Here is a 23,939-nt window from a genome sequence, read left to right on the forward strand (position 1 = left end):
TCTAAAAAGATTAAACTTTATGAATACTTCTTAAAAGTTTAACATTATCAACTAAACTTTTAATTAACTTATGCACATCTTCATCTGTAGTAAAACATCCAAAAGATATACGTAAAGTACTAGCTGCCTGCTTTGCATCTAATCCTAAAGCAGTCAAAACATGAGAGGGTTTATCAGCTGCAGCTGTACATGCTGAGCTCATTGATAAAGCAAATTCGGGCATTAGCGTAAACAAGATATCACCCGCTACACCCTCAATAGTTACACTTAGTATCCCAACATAACTTTCATCTAAAGGTGTATTTATGATTACATTATCAAGATTTCTAAGATTTTTAATTACAGTTTCTCTATAGCTTTCTATTTTTGCTAAATCTGTTTTTTGTTCTAACAATTCTACAGCTTTTGCAAAGGCTGCTATCTGCTGAGTTGAAAGCGTACCAGAACGCATAGCATTTTGATGACCTCCGCCATGAATCTGCTCTGCTAGCTCTATCCCTTCACGCACATACAAGGCACCAACACCTTTAGGACCGTAACACTTGTGTGCAGACATAGATAATAAGTCGATATTCATCTTCTCAACATCAACCTCTACTTTACCTATACCTTGAGCAGCATCAACATGAAAAACTATATCATGTTCTCTTGTAATTCTACCAATCTGCTCTATAGGGTTTGCTGTACCAACTTCATTATTGACAGCCATAACTGACACCATAATAGTATCTTCTGTTATAAAGCTTTTTAATTGCTCAATATCCATCCTACCATGCTCATCCACATCAAGATAACTTACGGATATATTCTCATCTTTTGCAGAAAGATACTTACACACATCCAAAACAGCTTTATGCTCAATAGATGTCGTAATAATATGCTTTTTAGTTCTATCACTTGCCTCAATTAAACCTTTGATAGCAAGGTTATTTGACTCTGTTGCTCCTGATGTCCAAATGATATTACCATTTTTAGCATTTATAAAATCGCTAATATTTTTTTCAGAATCTACGATTTTTAGCTTAGCAACTCTACCTGGATAATGTGTAGAGGCTGGATTTGCAAAATATGTATCTATCTCCATATACTTACGCATTTCATCAACCACTTCAGAATATACCGGAGTAGTTGCAGCATAATTAAAAAAGGCAATTTTATCAGTATCAAAATACTCTAGCTTCTTAGGTATAACCGTTTTATAACCATTTTCTCGCCAAGAACTAATACCACCCTCTAAACAATTTGCTTTTTCAAATAAGTTCACAAAAAAATTATGTGTTTTACCAGACCTATTAGCAGTTTCACAATAAATAATTACAGAATTATAGTGCCTGTACTTATCAAAATTTATTAGAAGTTCACTAATATGAATAGCTCCCGGGATCATATCTATTAAATATTCATGATAACTACGAATATCTACAACTAAACCTCTATTTTTAAGAGTCTTCTTCAAAGACTCATGACTTATCATTGCCATATTTTACTTTATCCTTATGAAAATTAATAAATATCCAAGGTCTATAATTTACTCTTTTCTGAAGTAATACCAATTTGTATTAAGATTGATATAAAACAGGCTAACCTTAATGAGTTAGTGTATTTTTTAGTGTTTTTCTAAGTGAAAAAACAGTAAATTAAAAAAATGACCTTTATGATAAAAATACTATAAGAAAATAGATAAAGCTATATTTTATTTTTAAAAAAAATATAAAAATTTAGTTTACGAAATAAATAGTAATTCCCAGAACTACTAACATAATAGAAAATATTAATTGAAGGATTTTGTCATTTAATTTGGATTTTAGTTTGTTGGCTACAAACATTCCTATCATTCCACCAACAATAAATAGACTAGCCACATACCAGCTCATACTTGCATCATCATAGTGGGAAATAAAGCCTGATATTGAAACTACAAATATCACTAATAGCGAAGTGCTTATAGCTTTTTTAATCGGCATTGCAGTTATGAAAATAAGTGCTGGTACAATCAAGAAACCACCACCTACACCAAAGAAACCTGTTAGAGTACCAACGATAGCTCCACCAATGAGTAAAGATACTATGTATTTGATGTTTACACTGTCACTCTTAGATTCTTGAGAGTTTGGCACAAACCTTGATTTGATTAGACTCCAAACACCAATTATTACCATCAGCATAGAGAAGCTAGTCATAAGAGTTTCATCTGCTATTGATTGCGATACATAAGTACCAATAGGTGCAAATATAACACCTGTGACAATCATAACAGCCGCTGCTAAAAAGTTTATATCAAGATTTTTGTAGTTCATTGCTATACCAAAGATAGCTGTAAATCCGACTACTAGTAAAGATATTGTTACCGCACTATGAAAATCTAAACCCACACCATAAGTCAAAAGAGGCACAGCTAATATAGAACCACCTCCCCCTGTTAAGCCAAGAGCGATTCCACAGATTAGTCCGAATATTATAAGTGTCATTACTTGACAAGACCACATTTCAGATTAGCTGGTACGGCTACATCCATATACTTAGGATGTGGAAGATTTAAACCTGCCATAAGTTCAGCATACTCTTGAGCATTTTTTACCTGAAGTCTTGGGTTAAATCTTTTTTCTTCACCAATAGTACTTGTTGTAGCACCATTATAATCATGTCCTGGTAATACAATAGTATCCTCTGGTAACTTAAATAATTTATTTGTAATACTATCGTACTGAGCAAATGAATCACCATGCTGAAAATCTGTCCTACCTGTTCCTCTTATAAAAAGAGTATCTCCTGTGAAAAGCTTATCATCTAAGATAAAGCTATAAGAATCATCTGTATGACCTGGAGTATAGATAGCCTTTAGCTTCATACCATCAAAATCTACTGTTTCATCTTCTTTAATTTTTACAGAAACACATTCAGCTTTCGTATGAGCACCCATAATTGAATTACAATCAGTATCATTTCTTAGCTGACCAATTGCTGTGATGTGATCTGCATGTACATGAGTATCTATAGCAGCTATTAGCTTTATATCAAGCTCATTTAACAATTTATGATACTTTGCTATTTGAGTATCTACAGGGTCGATAATAATAGCCTCACGCCCTACGCCAGATGCTAAAATGTAAGTATATGTCCAAGTATCTTGATCGAATAATTGTCTTAAAATCATAATTTTCTCCTGTTGGATTATTGCTTATTTTCTTTTGTTGTATGGTAAAAACTCTAAGAATATTGCTAAGCCACAAGTTCCTGACAAGCCTGCAAATAAGAGTCCTGCACCAAAGAATCCACTCAATATTGCAAAATACTGAGATACTGTAAATGATAATATAACACCTAAAAGTACCATAAAGCCAACGATAATTTGTACCTGACGCATAATTGGTAACGGTTCTTTTAAATTTTTTTGAGTTGGCTGCTTATGCTGTTTCCAAGCTGAAATACCACCTTCAAGTAGATAAACGGTTTTAGCATTTAATCCTGCAACTTTACTCGCTGCTTGATTTGTTCTATTACCAGACTGACAATGTAGCACTACAACCTCATCAGCTTTTATATCTGCATCATAAATATCATCAACTAAAATATTTTCTGCACAATCTATGCATTCCCTATTATGTTCTTGAGAACTCCTAATATCGATCAACTTAACTTTTTCTTTTTTTTGTAGGTCAAGAAACTCTTTTACTGAAATATTTTTTACATTATGCATTTTTATTCTCCTTTAGTTTTCTCTAATTTAGTTTTTTCTAATATTATTTACAAATTTTTTATCCGCAATATATACTATATAAGGCTTCTAATATTTTCTTCACGGCAGGATCTTTTAAGCTATAAAAAACCGTTTGTGCTTCTTTTCTAGTCTGTACGAGACCTTCTTTACGCAATACAGATAAATGCTGTGAAAATGCTGATTGACTAAGATCAGAATACTCTGCAAGCTGACTAACAGTCATCTCTTCTCTTAAAAGCAAACACAGTATCAATAATCTTGACTCATGAGATATTGCTTTTAATAATGTTGATGCTTTACTAGCATTGTCTTTCATCTGCATCAGATCCATTTTAACGACCATTAAATCCTTCAATATAATTATATTAGCAAAAACTAATTTAGAGATCAATAATATAGGCTGCTTAATTATAGAAATACAAGAAGTCACAAAACGAAAAGAAGAGAACTTTGTATATAATAGACTATCAATTTAATACACGCTGTCGTTTTACGAAGCTGGGAATCTATCAAATAGTATGAGGATGATTAGGATTAGTAACGTTTTTTGATTTGCTTTGTAATAAACGATTAAATTAACTGTATTTTATATAGAAAAGAGAGAAAACTATGAATTTTTTAAATATTTTCAGACGAACCCTCTTCTAGAGCCAACTCAACAAGCTCAGTTTTTAGCTCTTTCTTAGGCTTGATATTAGAAACCACTTTAAGTTTTTCAACTTGACCGATTAGATTTCCATTACCTGATTTTAGTTTGCTAAAAGCGTTATCATAAGATTTGCTAGCATCACCTAAAGATTTACCAACTTTTTCTAAGTCATCAACAAAGCCCACAAACTTCTTATACAACTCTTCTGCTCTGCTATATATAACTGTTATGCTTTTGGCTTGTTTTTCATACTTCCAAGTATTTTCAATAACTTTTAATGCAAGCAGTAGTGTTGTTGGGCTAACTAATATTATTTTCTTTTGGAAAGCATACTCGTAGAGATTTTTATCTAGGTTGGGGACATTTTTACTCAATGCTAAAGTTAAGGCATTTTCAATCGGTACAAATATAAATATAAAATCTAATGAGTTCACACCTTCTAGCTTCTCATATTCCTTAAGAGATAATCCATCTATATGGTTCTTTAAAGCGTTAATATGCTCATTTGTATGCTTGGTTTTTTCAACTTCAGTATCAGCACCTATAAAGTTATCGTAAGCTATAAGTGAAGTTTTAGCATCTACTATAATATCGCGATTTTCAGGTAGTTTGATAATCACATCAGGCCTAAATTTTGTATTTTCATCAGCCTTTAGTGTAAATTCTCTAAGATATTCTTCACCCTTTCTAAGTCCTGAGCTTTCTAGTACTTTTTCAAGCACCATTTCTCCCCAGTTACCTTGCTGTTTTTTATCACCTTTGAGAGCTGTTGTAAGATTATGAGCTTCCTCAGACATTTTCTGGTTAAGCTCTTTTAGATTTTGTAGTTCATGTTTTAGCTCTACTCTTCCAGCAGTATCTTTTTCATATATAGTATCGACTCTACTTCTAAAATCTTTTAACTGTTCACGCACAGGATTAAGAACATTGCTTAGACTTTCTTGATTTTTTTGATTGAGCTTTTGGCTATTGTCTTCAAATATTTTATTAGCAAGATTTTCAAATTCTGCCTTTAATTTAGCTTCACTGTTTTGTAATAACTCAAACTTATCTTGCATTGCGATATTTTGCTCTTTAAGTTGAGTTGCTAGTGTTGAGTTTTCAGACTTATAATTTTTTATCTCTTCAATAAGATTGTCAACTTTACCTCTTGCTATAGATAACTCTTGTTTTAACTCATCTATGCGTTGAGTTTTATCTTCTTTTAAATCTATATTTTTTTGTTTTTCTTGCTCAAACAAAGCATTAAATGTCGCCTCTTTAGTGCGTAATTGCATAAGCTCATTTTGAGTTGAATTTTTATATTCATCAGATGATTTTGCTATATCTTGAACTTGTTTTGCCTTCTTTGATAATAACATAAAAAATATTACTATCATTATTGCAATTGCTAAAACCAAAGCTAAAACTATTATCATTTATCTATCCTTTAAATTTTTTATAATGATTGGCTGTATAAGTGGCTACTATAGTCCCAAGCAATGCGCCAGCAATTAGATCACTTGCAAAATGAAAGTACTGTAACAACTGAGCTGAAATAACCAAAAATGCTAATATAGCATATATCAACCTATATTTAGGAAATAAAATCCACAAAGCAACAATGAATGAAAAAATAAATGTTGCATGCCCAGAAGGAAATGACGCATAGTTACCATCAAACTTAAACCAGTTAAATCCATAAGCGTTATCATGAATTAAAGATAAATTATTATTCTTAAATGTGGCTGCCCAATACCTACCGAAAATACCTTTCAATATTTCTTTGATAAACTGTCCAATCACAACTGCATTAGCTACTAATACAAACTTTGCATCAAAATCTGAAATATTTTTTGATAGCAATTTTCCAAAATAATAAATATAAAAACCAAATATTAGAAAATTAATCAAATCAACTAAATAATCAGAGAAAACATATAATATAGAGTACTGTCTTAAATCATGCCCATAAACAAACCAAACCACTTGTCGATCAACAAAAAAATAGCATATTACTATAAAAACCAGGCTTACTAAGCTTAATAATATTAAATTTTTATTTTTCATAACTCTCCTAATGAAAACATTCCCAAATCTCTTGGGCTAACTTTTTACTTATACCTTTAACCTTAGCAATCTCATCAACCGAAGCTTGTGAAAGTTGCTGCCAACCACCAAAATACATTATAAGTGCTTTGCGTCTCTTAGGTCCAACACCTTCTATCTCTTCTAAAATAGATGATTGCCTATTTGAGCCCACTTTTTTGCGCTGTCCTTTTATCGCATGATCATGTGCTGAATCTCGTACTTGGCGTAATAGTAAAAAACCTGGGTTATGCTCATCTAAAGTATACTCAGTATCATCAAAACCTTTATAGATTTTCTCTTTACCACTTATACGCTCAACCCCTTTACCTAGGCTTACAAGCTGAATTCGCTCTTTAGCTCCTAACTGCTTAAGTACAGCTTCTGCTTGATGGATCTGCCCTTTTCCACCGTCTATTATCATTACATCCGGCAAATTATCTGCCTCTAATCCAGAGCTAACTCGGCGTGATACAGCTTGTGCAATAGCTGCATAGTCATCACCAGCTTTTACATCTTTTATATTATATCTACGATGAGATTTTCTATCTTCTCCTTCATCTGTATATACTACACACGATGCTATAGTTGCCTCACCTTGAAAATGTGAGATATCAAAACATTCTATACGCTTAATGTCCTTACCAAGATGCAAAAACTCTCGTAAAGAATCTAAGCGTTTTTGATATTGTGATTTTGAGCTTGTGTAAATATTTAGTTTTTGGCAAGCATTCACCTCAGCTAGTTTAAGCCATTTAAGATTATCGGCTGCTGGGGTTAGTATCCAGTTTACAGCATGACCTATTCGTTTTGAGATACTCTGCATCAGATCTGTAATTTCAGCAAAATCTACTTTAGAAAGTATAATGTTTTTTGGCCAAATATTGCGAATCTCATCACCTAAATAAAAATGCGACAAAAAGGCATGCATAATACTAGTTTTATCTTGGCCTTTTGCATCTATACTCCAATGTTTATCTGCAACGACATCACCATTTTGAATCTGTAACAAAGCTATACTTGCATAATTATCCTGTAGATGAATAGCAATTACATCAAATGTTTTATCAGCCTGAATATCAACGATCTGTTGTTGCTGTAACTTACGCAAAACTACTAGTTGATCTCGATAAACTTGAGCTTTCTCATACTCCATATTTTCTGAAGCATTGTGCATTTTACTAGATATATCTTCCAACACACTACTGAACTTACCCGCTAAAAATTTCTTTAAAACTACTATCTGCTCATTATACTGCTCTTGTGAAACTAAGCCAACACACGGAGCAAGACAGCGTTTTATCTGATACTGCAAACATGGTCGTATTCTTGAATTATAATAAGAGTTTTCACATTGCCTAATCGGAAATATTTTTTGAATAATATTTAGCGTAAATTTCACAGATGAAATAGACACAAAAGGCCCAAAGCATTGTCCTTTTTTATAGGCTGATTTTCCTCTATAAAATGCAACGCGTGGAAACTTATCATGAGAAATCACCAAATATGGGTAACTTTTATCATCTTTAAATAAAATATTGTACTTAGGGCGATGTTGCTTAATTAGATTATTCTCTAAAAGATATGCTTCATAATCACTTGGAGTGATAGTTATCTCTATTTTCACAACTTGTGATGCCATTAGTAAAGTTTTACTATCTTTTGCACCTTTTGAGAAGTAACTATTTACACGATTCTTGAGGTTTTTTGCTTTACCTACATAAATTATCTCTCCAGTACCATCAATCATCCGATAAACACCAGAATGAGTGGTTAGATTTGCTAAAAAACTCTTTAAATCAAAATCTTTGGACTGATTGACAATCATAGCTAAGAAAAAATCTTTTTTAATACTTATAAATATACAAAAATGATAACATAGATATAAGTTGATTTATCCTAGGTATTTTTTATATGTATGAAATAAAGACTTTCATTAACGATAAAATATGGATTATTGAATACCCCGTTAAATACTCAGGAATAAATTTTTACTCTCGGACTACAATTATTAAACTAGATGATAATAGTTTAGCTATTCATTCTCCATGTAAGATAGATGATAAACTCAAGGCAGAAATTTTAAAACTTGGCAGTATAAGCTATATTATCGCACCGGGTAATTTTCATCATCTATATGTTGAATCTGCTCAAGTAGCTTTTACAAATGCAAAGACATATATTGCAAAAGGAATAATCAAAAAAAACCCCAATATAAAATACGATGGAATTCTAACTGACGCTCCTATACTATCGGAATTTGAGCAACAGCCTGTTTTAGGATCTAGAATTATGAATGAAGTAGCTTTTTTCCATAAAGAAACTAAAACCTTAATTCTTGTTGATTTAATCGAAAATATTGGAAAAAATACCGAAGGAACAGGCATTGGTATAAAAATATGGTGGATAATTCTAAGAATGTGGAACAAACCAAAAACTGCTCCAGAGTATCAATTTGGTTGGAAGGATAAGCCCTTAGCAGCAAAAAGTTTACAAGCAATTTTAAATTGGGATTTTGATAAAATCATTCTAGCTCATGGTGACCTAATAACATCAAATGCTAAAGAAATAGCCACAAAGGCTTGGTATAAACCTTTAAAATATTCTTAACAACCCTAAAGTAACCAAAAGTCAGTTTTTATATAATAAAGTAAAACCTTCCATACAAAATATCGATAAAAATGTTAGTATAAGGTAAATAGATACTACATATTGCAAAATGCTTATATCAACACAATCTGCTTTAAACAATGCTATTGCAGATATTTCTCAAAATACTCATATCGCTGTAGATACAGAATTCTACTGGATGCGTACTTACTACCCAGAACTTTGTCTAATACAGATAGCAACTACAAACGATATTTACCTTATTGATACACTTATTAATGAGCTTGATTTTAGTGGCTTAAATATTATTTTTGAAAATAATAATATCCAAAAAATAATCCACTCAGCACCTAATGATGTACCAATCATAAAAAGATTTTTGAACTGTGAAATAAACAATATCTTTGACACACAACTTGCAGCAACTTTCTTAGGGTTTCAAAATCAACTATCGCTTAAAAACTTACTTCAAGAAATGCTAGATATTGAGATGGAGAAAGAATCACAATTTTCTGACTGGCGTAAAAGACCATTATCTACTAAACAGATAAACTATGCTAAAAAAGATGTTGAGTTCCTTATTACATTACAAAAAACACTTGAGCAAAAGCTAAATGAGATTGGCTATAAATATTTTTTTGAAGAAGAACTTATAGAAATAACACAAATAGGCTTCAATAACCTTGAAGTTATCCACACAAAAGTTGGTAACTTACAAAAGTTTAGCACCTCAACTCAAGAAAATATCTTAAAGATTGCTGTATGGCGTGAAAATTTAGCTCAGCAAAAAGATCTTCCGGTCAGATTTTTATTTGACAATAAAGTCTTATACGATTTAGCACACCTAAACCCTCGTACTCTTGATGACTTTGAAACTAGTAATTATCAAAAACTTAAGGCTTGGTTAAAAACTGGTGTTATTAGTGCTCTAAAGACGAAGACTTCATATAAACATCTTACTTTAGATAAAAAATATACTTCAAAAGTTGATAATGAAACTATTGATAAAATTATTGAATGCTTCAATACTATTCTTGATAGTTATAAGTTTGATAACTCTTCGGTAGCATCTAAAAAAGATATTCGCTCACTTACTTACAACCTAAAACTTGAAAACTCAAATATAAACAACAAACTACTTAAAGGTTGGCGTTATGAAGTAGTTGGTAAAAAGTTAAAAGAGTATATACTAGAGACTATAAAATAACTCTATTCTAAATATTTCTACAGCATGAATTATATAACTCGAGAATCTAAACTTTTTCCAATTATCTTAGCTCTGTTTGCAGCTTTACCTCCTCTTGCAATAAACACTTACGCACCGGCTATTTCACTTATCGCTAAAGACTTTGGTGTAGCTAATAGCGCAGTTTTGACAACATTTGCCACCTACTTTGTTGGCTTTTCATTTGGGATGCTATTTTGGGGAGCTATATCGGATAAATATGGTCGTAAAAAAGTAATTATAGTTGGTAGCTTGATATATATCTTAAGTACTGTGCTTTGCTCTATGAGTTTTAATTTTCAGATGCTGGAAATTCTTAGATTAATCCAAGGCTTAGCTGATTCTGTTGGAGCTGTAATATCTTTTTCAATAGCTAGAGATTGCTATAAAGGCGCTAAGCTAACTAGTATGCTTGCTACTATTATTATTATATTGCTTATCGCTCCAATGGTTGCTCCTATAATCGGTTCTGTTTTAGTTTCATTAACACATACTTGGCAAAGTACTTTTCATTTTCTAACAGCTTATGGAGTACTTATGATTATGGCTGCTTTTTTGATTGAGGAAACCCTTGAGCAAAAAGACCGACAAGAAGACTTACGCAAGGTGATACCCAGCTACTTTCACCACTTCAAAAACCCTGGGTTTATGCTAGGTACAGTTGCATCATGTACACTATTTACACCACTATTTATATATATATCATCATCAGCCTTGATATACCTTGATGAGTATAAAACTAGTATAACTCTGTATTGTGTGTACTATGCTATAACTTGTATGGCAGCGATTTTTGCGAACTTATATATCAAGAAATATTCTGAAAGTATTCAAAAACTGCATAATATATATTATACGGTTTCAGCTGTAGCTATAAGCAGTATTGTTTTAGTAATATTTAACTTCTTTCATATTGATAATGCTCTTATATACACTACTGCAATGTTTGTACTGTGTGGTTCTGTAGCCTTTAGTTCAACTATTGTTTACTCTTTTTCTTTAAATCAAGTCAATGATAATTTTGGAACTGCAAATGCTATTTCAAACTTTTCTAAAAACATGGTAGCAGCTCTTGGTAGTTTTATTGTGAGTTTTTATCATGGTAGAAACTTAATTATCGCATCTCCTATAGTACAAACAATCTTTACTATAATTACGATAGCAGTCTTAATAATCATATACAAAATGAAAATTGAAAATACTGAAAGCAAATAGTTAAAACTTTTATATATAAAATCTAATGTTCTGATTTTTTATAAATCAAACCTAAATATGTGGCAATATTGTTAAGCTCATCTATCTTATCACAGCCACCTGTATAGCTAGCACAACTACCTTCATCTCTTATATAGAGTCTATTATTGTCATTACAATTGCCAGCAATAATACAGTCTAACCCATCTGGCATAGCATATATCTGACCACTATCATCACGTAAAATTTGTGCTTTAGAATCATTCTCGGGGATATTGTTTACCAATACAGAGGTGCTATAATCAAAATCATCAACATAGATATTTGTATCTGTAACTATAAATAATGCTCCAAATTTCGGAATAAGTTTCTGTATAGTTCCTGAAACAGGTTCACTTATAATAGCTGTAGCATTTAATGAACTATTTACATTTTTAGATTCATCACTGTCTGATGTTGTACCATGAGTGTATACATGTGTATAATAATTGCTCTTATCGTAATAAATAAGATAACTTTGCAACTCATTTTTTCTAACCAGTATAGGTTCCGCTTGAACTAGAGCGCTACCATTATTGCCTAAATCCCCTAAAGATGTTATACCAGCAGACCCATGAGTGTTAAATTGAATAACCTTTGTAACACCATCATCTTGGAAAAATACTAAAGGCCTTTCATCTGTTGTCTCAACAGCAGCTGGTATTTTGGCACTATAAACATTTGTACCTATATTATGAGTAGTTCCATATATAACTAGATTAAATGTTCCTGAACCCGCTGTTCTTTCTTGTTTACGAACAACTACAAGTTTAGGTGTTGCTGTAATGCTGTTGTCTAGATCATCATTATCAGCGTCATGAATCCATTTTGTTAAAATCACACTACCACTAGGTATACTACTCCCACTTGGTAAACTTGCAACTTGACTCCAGTTATTAAGATCTGTTTGTGCCTGACCGGAATTATCCACTAAGTTTCTAAGAGTAGTTGATGATGTATATACTTTATTTGTATCATAAGTTGCTAATAATAAATTCCAGAGACCATCTTTTAGATTCCAACCTATACTAAATTTATAATCATCTTCTGATAGATCACCTGGTACACCGACTGTAGAACTAGTATTCATAGCAACTATATCAAGATTATCTCCATCTTTACTTATACTCCCTATATAACCTCTTTCATTATCGAGAATCATACTACTACCGCTACTTAATTTATATATAGCAGCATCTCCTGTAATTCCATCAACATTTACAAATGGTACATTTATAGGCTTTACACTTTCATCATAACTAGTATATGTATCTGCTGGAAGACTGTTAAATATAAGCTCTTTAGTATATTCTGTAACCCCATTATTGATAAAGTTATGAGTAGACCTATAACTCATAAGATAAGGATCTGCTTGGTATAAAGCGCCATTAGTATGTTCAAACTGAAATCCTGGAGCAATAAAATCCACAACTGTGCTAAATGTAAAATCACCGACTGTTTCTTGGATATCGCTATTGATATCGTTTGTAGCAAACATATCATTTAAATAGCCCTCATCAACATTCACATTAATTTCATCATCTACTAGTGATTCTATTGTCAGCATGCTAACTCTATAATTATATGCTAGAGCAGACATTATAACCATCAGAACAAATGAAAATAATAAAGCTGTAAATAAAGCTGAGCCTTTTTGTTTGGAAAATTTCATTTTCATATTACAAAACCACTATCTTACTAAATGATTGTCCACCAACTTCAAAAGAAACTTTTACAGCTGAAGTAAGGGAGCTATTAAGATCAGTATCTGATGTTATGTCATTCCAAGTAATCACATTACCACTTACAGTTGAGTACTGAACCTGAAAATCACTCACTCCTCTAACTAGCTCATAAGAAATTCCTCGAGCTGAAGATGATTTTATGAACACATATAGAGCAAAAATATCATTACCTTCATCATCTTGTTCGCCAGTATCTCTAACGTACATTATTTGAAAATTATACTTGCCAGCATAATCTCCTTTATAGTATATAGCGTTTTGTGGGCTCGTATCTAATGTGATAATACCACTACCAGAGTTTATTGAGACTATCTTAACTAAATTTGCATCATCTTTATTTGACAATAATAGATAATCATCTGCTTCAAGACCCGTGGTTGACTCTAACTCTAAAGAGGTTTCTAAACTATTATTTGCAATAAGACTTGTATGACTATCTTCTTTTCTTATCATTATATAGTCTGTATCAGACTGAAAACATTCGCCCGTACAATCATTCTCCAATGCTTCTGATATATGATCTGATGTTGCTATCGGAAGCGCTCCTACTCTTACTGCCGAACCACTTGGTAAGAAGAAGCTATCTAAAGAATCTCCTGTACGATCTTGGTATTGCTGGCTAGCGGAGCCAAATTTAGATGCAAATCCTGCACTAGTAACAAAGTCTTGTAATAACCTTTTTGCAGCTAATTGTTTAACTTCAAGACTAGTTCTTTCCTTTAATGAATCATACTGATCTCTAGCGTTAATATATATAGAGATAGCCATTGAAAGCACAATTATAATAATTGTTGTTGATATTAAGAGTTCAACTAATGTTAAACCTTTAATAAAATTTAAACTTTTGCTACTTTTCATAAAAAAATTATGACAACACCTTATTTATTTTTATTCTTGTTTTTATTGCCATTTCCATTGCCATTGCTGTTGCCGTTATTACCATTTTCATCATCGACATCACCAGATGGGTCAACTTCACCATTAGGGCCTCCATTTCCTTGACCTGGATTTGATGAGTCAACGCCATCAGCATTATTACCATGACCATTATTGCTGTTGCCATTGCCATTGCCATTGCCATTGCCATTGCTGTTGCTGTTGCCATTGCCATTGCTGTTGCTGTTGCTGTTGCTGTTGCTGTTGCTGTCGTTATTATCGTTGTCATTGTTACTATTCTCATCATCAACATCACCAGATGGATCAACTTCACCATTAGGACCTCCATTTCCTTGACCTGGATTTGATGAGTCAACGCCATCAGCATTATTACCATGACCATTATTGCCATTGCCATTGCCATTGCCATTGCCATTATCGTTATCGTTATCGTTATCGTTGTTTCCATCTTCTTCAACAGTGTTTGTCTCAAAAGCTCTTTTTGTTACACTTATATCAAAGTCACTATTCGTTGCACTAAACTCAACAATATTATTAGCATCTGTTTGCTTTGCAAATGTCATACCATTATTCGTAGTACTATCAAAAACTCCTGATATAACATATTCATTAATTCTGTTATCAAGCTCATCAGCCATTTCTACTTTCTTTTCAGTCAAGACAGAACCAGTTAAAACATTTCCTATAGCATAAAATACAGCAAATAATAAAAATATAACTAACATCACTGCTATCATAACCTCTAACAATGTAAACCCTTTATTTTTTTTCATAGCTATCAATCCCTCTCAAAAACCTTCTTATTGGTTGTTATATCATAATTAGAATCAGTCGCTGTAAACTTATACAAGTTATAGTCAACACCTGTAGCACTACCAGTTTCGCCCCCAGACTGGTTACCTTCTGTTGAAGAGTTGCCATTACCATTATTGCCTTCATTTGTAATATCTGTTTGAATATAGGTTCTACCACTAGAGCCACTATCATCAAAACTATGTGAAATAATGTATTCACTTACCTTATCATCTAATAAATCTACTAAATCCACTTTGTTTGTCATCAAAACTCCTTTTGATGAGCTGGTCCCTAGTAGCATTAACCCTGCATAAGACACAAAAAGAAGCACAACGATAGAGAACATCACTTCTACTATACTTACTCCTGTCATCTTTTTTTGCTTCATTTAGACGATAATCCTAAAACACCAATATAGCTATATATTAACATAATCTGAGATATAATTCTGAAAACAGGAAGGCTAAATATAAAGCAAATAAATAAAAAAATTATCAGTAACTGAATCAATCATTACTTTCATAAATTAACCCTAATATATTTGAAAGGCTATTAAGTTCTGCTACGGCATCACAGTCAAACCCTGTACAACCACTACTTATATAGATACGATTATTACTATTACAATTATCATCAATCATACACTCTAGTCCATCTGGCATTATATAAATACCACCTGAACCATCTCTTAATACCTGGTAGTTTTTATCACTAGCTATCGACAATCTACTTAAAGTTTGAGCATTATCATCCAAATTTGTCACATAACAATAATTATCTGTAAAAATAAACAATGCCCCAAACCTAACTATAACCTTACGAATATCTCCTCCTGCATAGCTGGCTAAAGGAGTTATAGCAAGTACAGGATTATTTGCTGGACTATATACATATCTGTATAAATGGTCTGTGTCATACAAGATCAAATATAAATCCGTTGAGCTTTTTCTCACCAAAAGCGGCTCAAACTCACCTGCATATTGTAGCTGAGTGTTAGTTGAACCTGTACCGTCTCCAAAACGATAGTTACCATCTCGATTAAAATCTAGTAGATTTTTATTTTCAATAACTAATGGAGGTGCTGAGCCGAGGTTTGCATCCCAGTCAGGAGACACTATAAAAACAGAGCCTGAGCTAAAATCAGTGTCTGAAGTAAAGGTGTCAAATAAACTTGCTTCATAGCTATTATTTCCACTATTATAGGCAGGACTATAAGCATCTAACTCATGATCTCCTGACCTATCTATCTTCCTTAAAATTAAAGGCTTAGGCACAGCTTGGGAGTTATCGTGATACCATTTAGTAAGAATTATACTACCACTTGCTATAGTACTACCACTAGGTATACCTGTTATCAATTCAAAATTACCAAGATCAGTAGTTGCTTGACCACCATGATTCAAAAGATTATCTAATGTGGTTGATGAAGTATATACTTTGTCGGTATTGTAAACTGCCAAAAAAAAGCTTCTCAATCCATCTACAATATCCCAACCAGCTGAAAACTTATAATCTGTATTAATGTCATTAGGTACAGCGAGACTTCCTGTATTACCAGATACATTATAATCGAGATTAGTACCATCTTTCATAAGATAGCCAATATATCCGATCTGTGACTCATTTATTTCACCATTATCTAGCTTATGAGTTGCATCTTGTGAAGATAATGCCGATCTATTTAAGTAAGGAACATTTATAGGGTAAATATCTTCTTCATATTGAGTATAAAAATTATTGTACTCAACTTCATTAATGATCATATTAACTGTGCGTTGTAACACAGTTTCATAAAAAAAGTTATGCTCTAGCTCATAGCTTGTAAAAAATGGCTCACCCTCATACAGCTTAGCACTAGAGTTAGATAAAAAAGGAAACTCTACTCGAGTGGGGGTGGTTACAAACCTAGCATCATCGATATTTTCATCTATAGTTTGAGTATAATCTTGCTCAAATAAATTGTCATGAATATAACCCTCATCAATTTGAGTATTTATATTTTGATTAGCAAGACTATTTATAGATAATGTTCCTGTTCTGAAGTTATATGCTAGACTCGAAATAACTATCATTATAACAAATGCAAATATCAGCGAAGTCAATAAAGCTGAGCCTCTATTTTTAACTGATAATTGCTTCATTTAAATACCTCGCTTTAGAGTATTATTATTTTGTTGTAACTTACTCCATCTATTTCAAATGAAATTTCTAAAGCCCTATATGTATTTTTATCGATATTTAAGTCTCCTACAACTTGATTCCAAGTTTCTCCATCTAATGAAGCTGAAACCTTCAAGTTTTCAACACCTCTTACAAGCTCGTACAAGTCATCATTTACACCATCACCAGATGCATCATCACCTTTGATATAAACATATAGTCCAAAGATCGCATTGCCTTGTAAATCTACTTCGCCTGTGTCCTTTATGTAAAATATATCTAAACTATAATCACCTACATAATCACCTGTATAATAAGGAAATCCTCCATAAGAAGAATCAAGCGTAACTGTACTAGACCCGGAGTTTATCGTTAAAGCTTTAACCAGATTAATAGCCCCAGCATTACATAATAATAAGTGATCATTAGCACTAATACTATCAACTGAATCTAGCTCTAGTGTCGTATTACTTGTATCGTTAATTAAATGATGGTGTGCTACATCATGTTTTATGAGTATATAATCACTACCAGCCTGAAAGCACTCAGAATCACAGTTTGATTCAAGTGAAATTGGAAGCGTAGAGCCCGAACTTAATGGTAAATTTCCAACTTGAATATCTGTTGAGCCTAGAAAAAAACTCTCTAACCCTTCACCTGTAGCATCACTTTGTGTTTGAAAAGAAGTACCAAAATTACATGCAAAACCTGAGTTTCTAATTGAGTTAGATATTATGTTCTTAACTATTAGTTGACTAACTTCCTGGTCTAATTTATTTCTATTATCTTCAAATTGTCTTTTTATAGTGCTGTATATATTTATAGCTATAGAAAATGCAAGTATCGCTATCAGTGACGCAACCATCAACTCCACAAGAGAAAATCCATTGTTTTTATTTTTATTAAAACAATACATTTAGTGATTTTTCCTAAACACCCTTATAAACACAGTAATTTATTATATCATAGACTACCGATAGACATTAAGCTTAGTAATTAAATTTAGTTAATCTAAAAATTACACCAACTAGGCAATAAATCACTATCAAAATTATATGGTGTACACTTCCATGTAACACCTGTAGTAGGATCGATATCTGCATTTGTCATTGGACCAACAATCACATACGGCCCATAAGAATCAAACGGTGGATCATCCATTGGCATAGTAATATTCAACTGTGTATTGCCAAGGTTCAACATCACCATTGTAGTAGATGAATGTTTCATTGTACTGTGAGATAAATACTGATCTCTAGCTGCATTAATATCATCAAGTATTTCAGCCTGATCTATCACTGTTGCTCCAGCATCTATATACAATTTATTAACTGCTTTCATATATGGGCCAAGCTCGGTAGTCATAGCCAAAGCAGCTGGTCCTAATGGTGAAAGAGTCCTTTTAAGTACACTAAGACCTGATGAAACATTGTATGCTTTAAAAACCTCTGTAGAACCAATAGTTTCTCTTGAAAATGTTATATCACCACTAGCACTTTCATCAAAATTACCTGTAAGCATGTAGTCATTTACATGAAAATCAAGAGCATTTATCAATTGTGTTTTTTTTTCAGTAAGCACAGTACCACCAAGTATATTACCTAGCGTATAAAATGCAGCAAAAAATAAAAATAATAATATACTAATAGCTATCAGCGATTCTATTATTGAGATACCTTTTATTCTTTTTAATACCATAACTTGCAATCCTAAAGTGCTATTAACACTATTAAACATTCTACCACAAGTGAAGATATAAAGAGTAATTATAGCTATTGAAATTTAATCTTCTTTAACTTTAACCCAACTTTGCATTGTGTTTATAAGCTCGGCGAAAAGATCTGCCATCAGCAACAAGTCAGTTTCATGTCCGCCATTATCATCTTTATTAAGATCGTTTATACCTTCCAAAAACTTTACAGACTTAAACTGTAGCTTTGTATTTGCCGTCATTGCTACTTGTTCATTCCAAATAATTGCAAGTTCCGTAATGTAACCACCACTTTCAATGAATGATTTGATATTATCCGTAAGCATAGTACTACCTTGACATGAAATATTTGCCACACTATCACCTATCGCACTAGTAAGCTTGCACCTTTCAGCTATTTCAACTTCTAGCGGATTTGTACCATCAACTAGCCATTCTGTAAGAATATCTGTTTCTTCTTTGATTACAGGATCAAATCTTGCTTCACATCTTTGTAGTAGATCAACAATCTCTAAAATTTGCTTTTCAGATACGCTATCCACCACTAGATAATTATTTACTAAATCTAAATAACCATAAGTTTTCTTAAACTTACTAAAAGCCATAGGAAGTAGTCTCTGCTCCATATCTTCCTTTATCTCAGCTTTTTCTTTTTTGCTAACATATCTAGTTAGTTCCAGCTCTTCGATATGTTCTTCTGCTTGTTGTTTTACAACTTGAGCAGGTAAAATCTTTTCTTCACTGAGTAGACAAAACGCTGCTAAATGATTAAATTTAAAGAGAGCATTTTCACTATCTTTAACAAAAGGGTTTACAAAGCCACGCGTTGATTTCTGCGACTTACTACACGGTATAAATGCTAACTTATTCATAGACTCTTCAAAAATATCTATATCTATATCTGTGATTTTGAAAGCTGTTAGGTTTTTAAAAAACATTGTTTAAATTCTTCTAAAATAATTAAAGTAGTAAAATAATAAAGCATCTAAGTAAAAAGTAATACTACAAATACAGAAAAAAACTTCTATTTTTTTACACAATTGGAAATAGTATAATGTTTATGTTAATCATTAATCTAAATATTTCAAGGATACTTATATGTCTCAAATAGTTGTCTGTGCTATGTATAAATTCGTTACGCTAGAAGATTTTGAAGATATGCGTCAGCCTATATTAAACACTATGATTCAAAACAAAGTCAAAGGTACTTTGCTTATAGCCAATGAAGGGATAAACGGTACTGTTGCAGGTACTCAAGAAGGTATAACTGCTTTACTTAACTATCTAAAATCTGACCCAAGACTAGCTGATATCGACTATAAAGAATCCTATCATGATGATATGCCATTTTACCGCTCAAAAGTGAAGTTAAAAAAAGAAATAGTAACTTTAGGTGTAGAAGACATCGATCCAAATAAAGTATGTGGCAAACATGTAAAACCTAAAGATTGGAATGAACTAATATCTGATCCAGATGTACTTTTAGTTGATACCCGTAATGAGTATGAAATTGAGATTGGTACATTTAAAAATGCGGTAAACCCCCATACAGATAATTTTCGTGAATTCCCAGAATATGTTGATGAAAACCTAGATCCTAAAAAACAAAAGAAAGTTGCGATGTTTTGTACTGGTGGCATTAGATGTGAGAAATCTACAGCATTAATGCTAGAAAAAGGCTTTGAAGAAGTTTATCACCTCGAAGGTGGAATCTTAAAATACTTAGAAGAAGTACCAAAAGAAGAAACTATGTGGGAAGGTGAATGCTTTGTATTTGACTCTCGTGTAGCTGTAAATCACGATCTTGAAAAAGGTAATTACGACCAGTGTTTTGCTTGTCGTATGCCGATAACAGAAGAGGACAAATCTCGCCCCGAATATGTTAAAGGAATGAGTTGTCATCATTGTCATGGTAAGATAACAGATGAGCAGAGAGCTAGATTTGCTGAACGTGAAAAGCAATCTCAACTGGCTGCTGAAAGAGGTTTTTCTCATGTTGGTGATGAAGCAAAACAACTTGCAGAATTAAATAAACTACAAAAACAAAAAATAAAAGAAGAAGCTAGAGAAAAAGCATTAGCGAAGTAGTTTGAATAAATTATAAAGGTCTCTATTTATCGTGGTCTATATTTAATCTAAAGATTAATCATTATGGTAATCACACATTGCGGCAAGCTGTTAAAGATTAAAATAAAGAGACTAACTATTTAGATATATTCCATCAGGTTTGATGACTATTTTCTTTTGCCTGAATAATCCACCAATAGCTTTTTTAAAGTTTGCTTTACTCAAGCCAAAAACTCTTTTTATCTCGACAGGGTCTGATTTATCATGAAATGGTGCAAAACCATCATTCTTTCGTAAATAATCTTCTATCTTTTGAGCATTTTTATCTAAACTTTTGTATGCCTCCAATTGTAAGGTTAAGTCTATCTTACCATCATTACGGATAGCTTTAATGTATCCTGTTATAGACTGCCCAAAGCTTAGCCTTTGAAAGACTTCATTATTATAAAGTACACCCCAGTGAGTATTATTTACAATTGCTTTATAGCCTATATCTGTAGTCCCACCAATGATTAGATTAACCTCTTGTCCTACTTTAAAATCTCCATCATCAAAGTCTGATATAAACTTATTTATTTTAGAAGATGCTGTAAGTCTACCATTTAGTTTATCAAGATATATTTTTACAAGATATGATTTACCATTCTCAAAAGGTCTATGTTGCTCTGCTAACGGTACAAGCAAATCTTTATCTAAACCCCAATCTAAAAACGCACCGATGCCAATTATAGATTTTACTGGTAGAAAAGCTATCTCGCCAACAGCTGGCACTTTTTTTGTAGTTGCCATAAGTTCAGATTTAGAGTTTTCATACAAAAGTACGCTTATTTCATCACCAATTTTTAAACTGGTTTTATCTTCTTCCGAAAGCTCTTTTTTAACTAAAGTTGCTATACCTAAATTCTTCGCATCTAAATGAATTATAAACTCACTTACATCCACTACCTGCAAGTTATAATAACTTCCTATTGTAATCAAAATAATTAACCTTTCTTATAAAATTTAATACCCAATAATTTTACCACAGTTAACTTCAATCAAGTAATCAAGCCACAGCTTTTATAAACTGAGTCCAAATAAATCTGTAAGGAAATATTTACATACAGCTTTTTAGTCGTGTACTATTTTAATAACCTAACCAGTAATTTAATATTTTCATGAAAAAAATAATTAAAACTCTAATCTTTTGTAGCTTAGCTGTTACAGTGATAAATGCAAATGCTAGTCCCAATACTACTTTACTCTCAGATACAAATACAACTCGTTTAACCCTACCCAAAAATGTAGTTGGCTTCTCAACACCTCAAGGACAAGAACTTCTAAAAACATCACCAGAGAAATATTCACAACAATACTGGAAGCTTGCTGAGTACTTTACAACAGAAAACGGAATAAGCTTTTGTGGGCCAGCTGCAGATGTTATGGTTCTTAATGCTCTAGGTCTCGAGCCAGCACTCGCTCCTGCTCATAGAGAGTTTACTATTTTTGACCAAACCAATATTTTTTACAACAAAGATCTAATTAAAGATAGTATTACTCCTGCTAGAATTTATATGCATGGGTTACCATTAGATGAAACAGCTGAAATTATCAATAAACAGGAAACAATAGGCGCAAAAGCCGAAGCTAAAGTTTATCATGCAAACAAGTTTAAAGATGAAGCTCAACTCAAAAACACTCTACTAAGCAGTATGAAGGATGGCAAATATATAATCATTAACTACAATCGAGCTGATATGGGTGCCTCTGGTGGGGGACATTTTTCTCCTTTAGCTGCCTATAATCCTAAAGCCGATATGTGGTTACTTATGGATGTTGCTAGGTATAAATATGAACCAGCTTGGATTAAAACTTCGGACCTATACAAAGCCATACAAGCTAAAGATTCAGAATCACTAAAACCTCGTGGAATTATTGTAGTTTCTAAGGTTGATGGTTAATTGAGCCTTTAAGGTTTCCAATCTAACTGTGTAAATTTCACTCAATATCGCTGCATCTTTATCTGTTAACTTATATGTACTCATTTTCATATCCCCTTTTTATTTATTACTTAATTTTGATTCTAGTATTTTTTTAACTGGCTGATAGTATTTTGTCTCCTTTATAAAAGACATATTACTTCTATTTGAATTTGTTATATTAACAAACTCAAATATATTTGAATTTGTTATAGATATGTATTTGTAATATTTTTGCGGAGAAATGTTTATGTTAAATGAATCGTTTAATGAAAAATAAAAATTGAACCTACTATCATTTAAATGCTCTTTTGAAAAATTGATTTTACCTACCAACCCACCTTTTTTTTGCATTTCTTGACTAGTTAAGTCGGTCATGTATATATAAATACCATTTATCTTATGACTAGTTGTCAAATTACGTAAATACTTATCAAGCTCATAACCAAACTTCATTGCTTTAGCTATATTTTGAGCATTTTTAGGCTGTTCGTAGATGTTTATAGAAACTGTATCAATTTGTATTTTATTTTTATATTTAGCTAACCAATCTTTTGCGCTAAGTTCCCAATTATTATCTTGATTAAATATTTCATAACTATCATTATCAATATACCCCCATCTTTTACTAGGAGGCATATTCTCAAAAGTGTTATATCCTATTTTTATACTAAAATCTATTTTAGATAAATCATAATAATCAGATATAAAATTAGTCTCTATATACTTCTTTACTTTAGGCATTAATATATTTTCACCACAAGTATCGCTATTTATATTAAACTTACCTGCTACATTTGATACTGTAGGATTTTCATTGGCAAAACCAGTATCTATTACTTTTACAAAAAACACTCTACATTCATATAATTTTTTGCTTGTAAACCAACCTGTACTCTTATAAGCTCCTAAAATAATGGACAATCCATTATCATAAATTTCTTCTACTTTGAAATCTTCATTATACTTTTTATCTGCATAGTTCTTTGCCATGTCTTGGAATTGACCTGTATAACTCCATACAAAGCTATATCCAGCTTGTATTAGTATTGTAGATACAATTATGCTTAGTAATAGTTTTTTCATTTTCTGAACCTAAATTGA

At 32.1% G+C, this 23,939-nt stretch carries 23 protein-coding genes; 5 read left to right on the forward strand and 18 right to left on the reverse strand.

Annotated features, from left to right (window positions below):
* Window positions 1-10: 10 nt before the first annotated feature.
* From FLM55_RS02950 to uvrC, 8 genes are all read right to left on the reverse strand, one after another.
* Entirely contained in the window at window positions 11-1,480 is a 1,470-nt protein-coding gene (locus FLM55_RS02950) for an aminotransferase class V-fold PLP-dependent enzyme (protein ID WP_178947939.1), read from the reverse strand.
* 238 nt (window positions 1,481-1,718) lie between these two features.
* Window positions 1,719-2,468, reverse strand: a complete 750-nt coding sequence (locus FLM55_RS02955) for a sulfite exporter TauE/SafE family protein (protein ID WP_178949049.1) — start codon at window positions 2,466-2,468, stop codon at window positions 1,719-1,721.
* Window positions 2,468-3,154, reverse strand: a complete 687-nt coding sequence (locus FLM55_RS02960; protein ID WP_178947940.1) for an MBL fold metallo-hydrolase — start codon at window positions 3,152-3,154, stop codon at window positions 2,468-2,470. Before FLM55_RS02960 ends, FLM55_RS02955 begins: the two co-directional genes overlap by 1 nt.
* 24 nt (window positions 3,155-3,178) lie before the next feature.
* A complete protein-coding gene (locus tag FLM55_RS02965) occupies window positions 3,179-3,697 on the reverse strand; it encodes a rhodanese family protein (RefSeq protein WP_178947941.1) in 519 nt (172 codons plus the stop codon).
* Between the two features lie 58 nt (window positions 3,698-3,755).
* On the reverse strand, window positions 3,756-4,049 hold the full coding sequence (locus FLM55_RS02970) for a helix-turn-helix transcriptional regulator (RefSeq protein WP_178949050.1): 294 nt from the start codon (window positions 4,047-4,049) through the stop codon (window positions 3,756-3,758).
* Between the two features lie 287 nt (window positions 4,050-4,336).
* Window positions 4,337-5,785, reverse strand: a complete 1,449-nt coding sequence (gene rmuC, locus FLM55_RS02975; RefSeq protein ID WP_178947942.1) for a DNA recombination protein RmuC — start codon at window positions 5,783-5,785, stop codon at window positions 4,337-4,339.
* A gap of 4 nt (window positions 5,786-5,789) precedes the next feature.
* Window positions 5,790-6,416, reverse strand: coding sequence for a phosphatase PAP2 family protein (locus FLM55_RS02980; protein ID WP_178947943.1), 627 nt, complete (start codon window positions 6,414-6,416; stop codon window positions 5,790-5,792).
* 7 nt (window positions 6,417-6,423) lie between these two features.
* Window positions 6,424-8,262, reverse strand: coding sequence for an excinuclease ABC subunit UvrC (gene uvrC / locus FLM55_RS02985; RefSeq protein ID WP_178947944.1), 1,839 nt, complete (start codon window positions 8,260-8,262; stop codon window positions 6,424-6,426).
* Window positions 8,263-8,348: 86 nt separating this feature from the next.
* On the opposite strand from uvrC, the gene FLM55_RS02990 reads away from it, so the two are divergent.
* The 3 genes from FLM55_RS02990 (at window position 8,349) to FLM55_RS03000 (ending at window position 11,484) form a co-directional block, all read left to right on the forward strand.
* A complete protein-coding gene (locus tag FLM55_RS02990; RefSeq protein ID WP_178947945.1) occupies window positions 8,349-9,044 on the forward strand; it encodes a hypothetical protein in 696 nt (231 codons plus the stop codon).
* Window positions 9,045-9,153: 109 nt separating this feature from the next.
* Window positions 9,154-10,251, forward strand: a complete 1,098-nt coding sequence (locus FLM55_RS02995) for a ribonuclease D (protein ID WP_178947946.1) — start codon at window positions 9,154-9,156, stop codon at window positions 10,249-10,251.
* Between the two features lie 24 nt (window positions 10,252-10,275).
* Entirely contained in the window at window positions 10,276-11,484 is a 1,209-nt protein-coding gene (locus FLM55_RS03000; protein WP_178947947.1) for a multidrug effflux MFS transporter, read from the forward strand.
* 22 nt (window positions 11,485-11,506) lie between these two features.
* Here FLM55_RS03000 and FLM55_RS03005 read toward each other — a convergent pair whose 3' ends face one another.
* From FLM55_RS03005 to rdgC, 8 genes are all read right to left on the reverse strand, one after another.
* Complete coding sequence (locus FLM55_RS03005) at window positions 11,507-13,174, reverse strand: hypothetical protein (RefSeq protein ID WP_178947948.1); 1,668 nt, start codon at window positions 13,172-13,174, stop codon at window positions 11,507-11,509.
* A gap of 7 nt (window positions 13,175-13,181) precedes the next feature.
* Complete coding sequence (locus FLM55_RS03010; RefSeq protein WP_178947949.1) at window positions 13,182-14,105, reverse strand: photosystem I protein M (PsaM); 924 nt, start codon at window positions 14,103-14,105, stop codon at window positions 13,182-13,184.
* A 20-nt stretch (window positions 14,106-14,125) separates the two neighbouring features.
* Window positions 14,126-14,917 carry a type II secretion system protein gene (locus FLM55_RS03015; protein ID WP_178947950.1) on the reverse strand — a complete coding sequence of 264 codons (792 nt, stop codon included), beginning with the start codon at window positions 14,915-14,917 and terminating at the stop codon, window positions 14,126-14,128.
* A gap of 5 nt (window positions 14,918-14,922) precedes the next feature.
* Window positions 14,923-15,327, reverse strand: coding sequence for a hypothetical protein (locus FLM55_RS03020; protein ID WP_178947951.1), 405 nt, complete (start codon window positions 15,325-15,327; stop codon window positions 14,923-14,925).
* Window positions 15,328-15,445: 118 nt separating this feature from the next.
* Entirely contained in the window at window positions 15,446-17,080 is a 1,635-nt protein-coding gene (locus FLM55_RS03025) for a hypothetical protein (protein ID WP_178947952.1), read from the reverse strand.
* 14 nt (window positions 17,081-17,094) lie between these two features.
* Window positions 17,095-18,015, reverse strand: a complete 921-nt coding sequence (locus tag FLM55_RS03030) for a PilW family protein (RefSeq protein ID WP_178947953.1) — start codon at window positions 18,013-18,015, stop codon at window positions 17,095-17,097.
* A 95-nt stretch (window positions 18,016-18,110) separates the two neighbouring features.
* On the reverse strand, window positions 18,111-18,797 hold the full coding sequence (locus FLM55_RS09470; RefSeq protein WP_256868908.1) for a type II secretion system protein: 687 nt from the start codon (window positions 18,795-18,797) through the stop codon (window positions 18,111-18,113).
* Between the two features lie 84 nt (window positions 18,798-18,881).
* Window positions 18,882-19,748, reverse strand: a complete 867-nt coding sequence (gene rdgC / locus FLM55_RS03040; protein ID WP_178947954.1) for a recombination-associated protein RdgC — start codon at window positions 19,746-19,748, stop codon at window positions 18,882-18,884.
* 160 nt (window positions 19,749-19,908) lie between these two features.
* Here rdgC and FLM55_RS03045 point away from each other — a divergent pair, with 160 nt between their 5' ends.
* Complete coding sequence (locus tag FLM55_RS03045; protein WP_178947955.1) at window positions 19,909-20,898, forward strand: rhodanese-related sulfurtransferase; 990 nt, start codon at window positions 19,909-19,911, stop codon at window positions 20,896-20,898.
* 111 nt (window positions 20,899-21,009) lie between these two features.
* Here the strand turns inward: FLM55_RS03045 and FLM55_RS03050 are convergent, their stop codons facing one another.
* Window positions 21,010-21,855: a S1 RNA-binding domain-containing protein gene (locus tag FLM55_RS03050; RefSeq protein WP_178947956.1), complete on the reverse strand. Its 846-nt coding sequence runs from the start codon at window positions 21,853-21,855 to the stop codon at window positions 21,010-21,012.
* 179 nt (window positions 21,856-22,034) lie between these two features.
* Between FLM55_RS03050 and FLM55_RS03055 the strand changes: the two genes are divergently transcribed.
* Window positions 22,035-22,817: a phytochelatin synthase family protein gene (locus FLM55_RS03055; RefSeq protein WP_178947957.1), complete on the forward strand. Its 783-nt coding sequence runs from the start codon at window positions 22,035-22,037 to the stop codon at window positions 22,815-22,817.
* A 99-nt stretch (window positions 22,818-22,916) separates the two neighbouring features.
* On the opposite strand, the gene FLM55_RS03060 is transcribed toward FLM55_RS03055, so the two are convergent.
* Complete coding sequence (locus FLM55_RS03060; protein ID WP_178947958.1) at window positions 22,917-23,921, reverse strand: hypothetical protein; 1,005 nt, start codon at window positions 23,919-23,921, stop codon at window positions 22,917-22,919.
* Between the last annotated feature and the right edge of the window lie 18 nt (window positions 23,922-23,939).

This window comes from Francisella sp. Scap27, from assembly GCF_013394105.1.
In the GTDB taxonomy this organism is placed as follows: domain Bacteria; phylum Pseudomonadota; class Gammaproteobacteria; order Francisellales; family Francisellaceae; genus Francisella; species Francisella adeliensis.

What these genes read in the sequence shown, in the direction of transcription:
- FLM55_RS02990 (WP_178947945.1), top strand. Translation starts at nt 8,349, where the DNA reads ATGTATGAAATAAAGACTTTCATTAACGATAAAATATGGATTATTGAA.
- FLM55_RS02970 (WP_178949050.1), bottom strand. Translation starts at nt 4,049, where the DNA reads ATGGATCTGATGCAGATGAAAGACAATGCTAGTAAAGCATCAACATTA.
- FLM55_RS03060 (WP_178947958.1), bottom strand. Translation starts at nt 23,921, where the DNA reads ATGAAAAAACTATTACTAAGCATAATTGTATCTACAATACTAATACAA.
- FLM55_RS03025 (WP_178947952.1), bottom strand. Translation starts at nt 17,080, where the DNA reads ATGAAGCAATTATCAGTTAAAAATAGAGGCTCAGCTTTATTGACTTCG.
- uvrC (WP_178947944.1), bottom strand. Translation starts at nt 8,262, where the DNA reads ATGATTGTCAATCAGTCCAAAGATTTTGATTTAAAGAGTTTTTTAGCA.
- FLM55_RS02955 (WP_178949049.1), bottom strand. Translation starts at nt 2,468, where the DNA reads ATGACACTTATAATATTCGGACTAATCTGTGGAATCGCTCTTGGCTTA.
- FLM55_RS02950 (WP_178947939.1), bottom strand. Translation starts at nt 1,480, where the DNA reads ATGGCAATGATAAGTCATGAGTCTTTGAAGAAGACTCTTAAAAATAGA.
- FLM55_RS03005 (WP_178947948.1), bottom strand. Translation starts at nt 13,174, where the DNA reads ATGAAATTTTCCAAACAAAAAGGCTCAGCTTTATTTACAGCTTTATTA.
- FLM55_RS02980 (WP_178947943.1), bottom strand. Translation starts at nt 6,416, where the DNA reads ATGAAAAATAAAAATTTAATATTATTAAGCTTAGTAAGCCTGGTTTTT.
- rmuC (WP_178947942.1), bottom strand. Translation starts at nt 5,785, where the DNA reads ATGATAATAGTTTTAGCTTTGGTTTTAGCAATTGCAATAATGATAGTA.
- FLM55_RS02995 (WP_178947946.1), top strand. Translation starts at nt 9,154, where the DNA reads ATGCTTATATCAACACAATCTGCTTTAAACAATGCTATTGCAGATATT.
- FLM55_RS03045 (WP_178947955.1), top strand. Translation starts at nt 19,909, where the DNA reads ATGTCTCAAATAGTTGTCTGTGCTATGTATAAATTCGTTACGCTAGAA.
- FLM55_RS02965 (WP_178947941.1), bottom strand. Translation starts at nt 3,697, where the DNA reads ATGCATAATGTAAAAAATATTTCAGTAAAAGAGTTTCTTGACCTACAA.
- FLM55_RS03020 (WP_178947951.1), bottom strand. Translation starts at nt 15,327, where the DNA reads ATGAAGCAAAAAAAGATGACAGGAGTAAGTATAGTAGAAGTGATGTTC.
- FLM55_RS03015 (WP_178947950.1), bottom strand. Translation starts at nt 14,917, where the DNA reads ATGAAAAAAAATAAAGGGTTTACATTGTTAGAGGTTATGATAGCAGTG.
- FLM55_RS03030 (WP_178947953.1), bottom strand. Translation starts at nt 18,015, where the DNA reads ATGTATTGTTTTAATAAAAATAAAAACAATGGATTTTCTCTTGTGGAG.
- FLM55_RS02960 (WP_178947940.1), bottom strand. Translation starts at nt 3,154, where the DNA reads ATGATTTTAAGACAATTATTCGATCAAGATACTTGGACATATACTTAC.
- FLM55_RS09470 (WP_256868908.1), bottom strand. Translation starts at nt 18,797, where the DNA reads ATGGTATTAAAAAGAATAAAAGGTATCTCAATAATAGAATCGCTGATA.
- FLM55_RS03000 (WP_178947947.1), top strand. Translation starts at nt 10,276, where the DNA reads ATGAATTATATAACTCGAGAATCTAAACTTTTTCCAATTATCTTAGCT.
- rdgC (WP_178947954.1), bottom strand. Translation starts at nt 19,748, where the DNA reads ATGTTTTTTAAAAACCTAACAGCTTTCAAAATCACAGATATAGATATA.
- FLM55_RS03010 (WP_178947949.1), bottom strand. Translation starts at nt 14,105, where the DNA reads ATGAAAAGTAGCAAAAGTTTAAATTTTATTAAAGGTTTAACATTAGTT.
- FLM55_RS03055 (WP_178947957.1), top strand. Translation starts at nt 22,035, where the DNA reads ATGAAAAAAATAATTAAAACTCTAATCTTTTGTAGCTTAGCTGTTACA.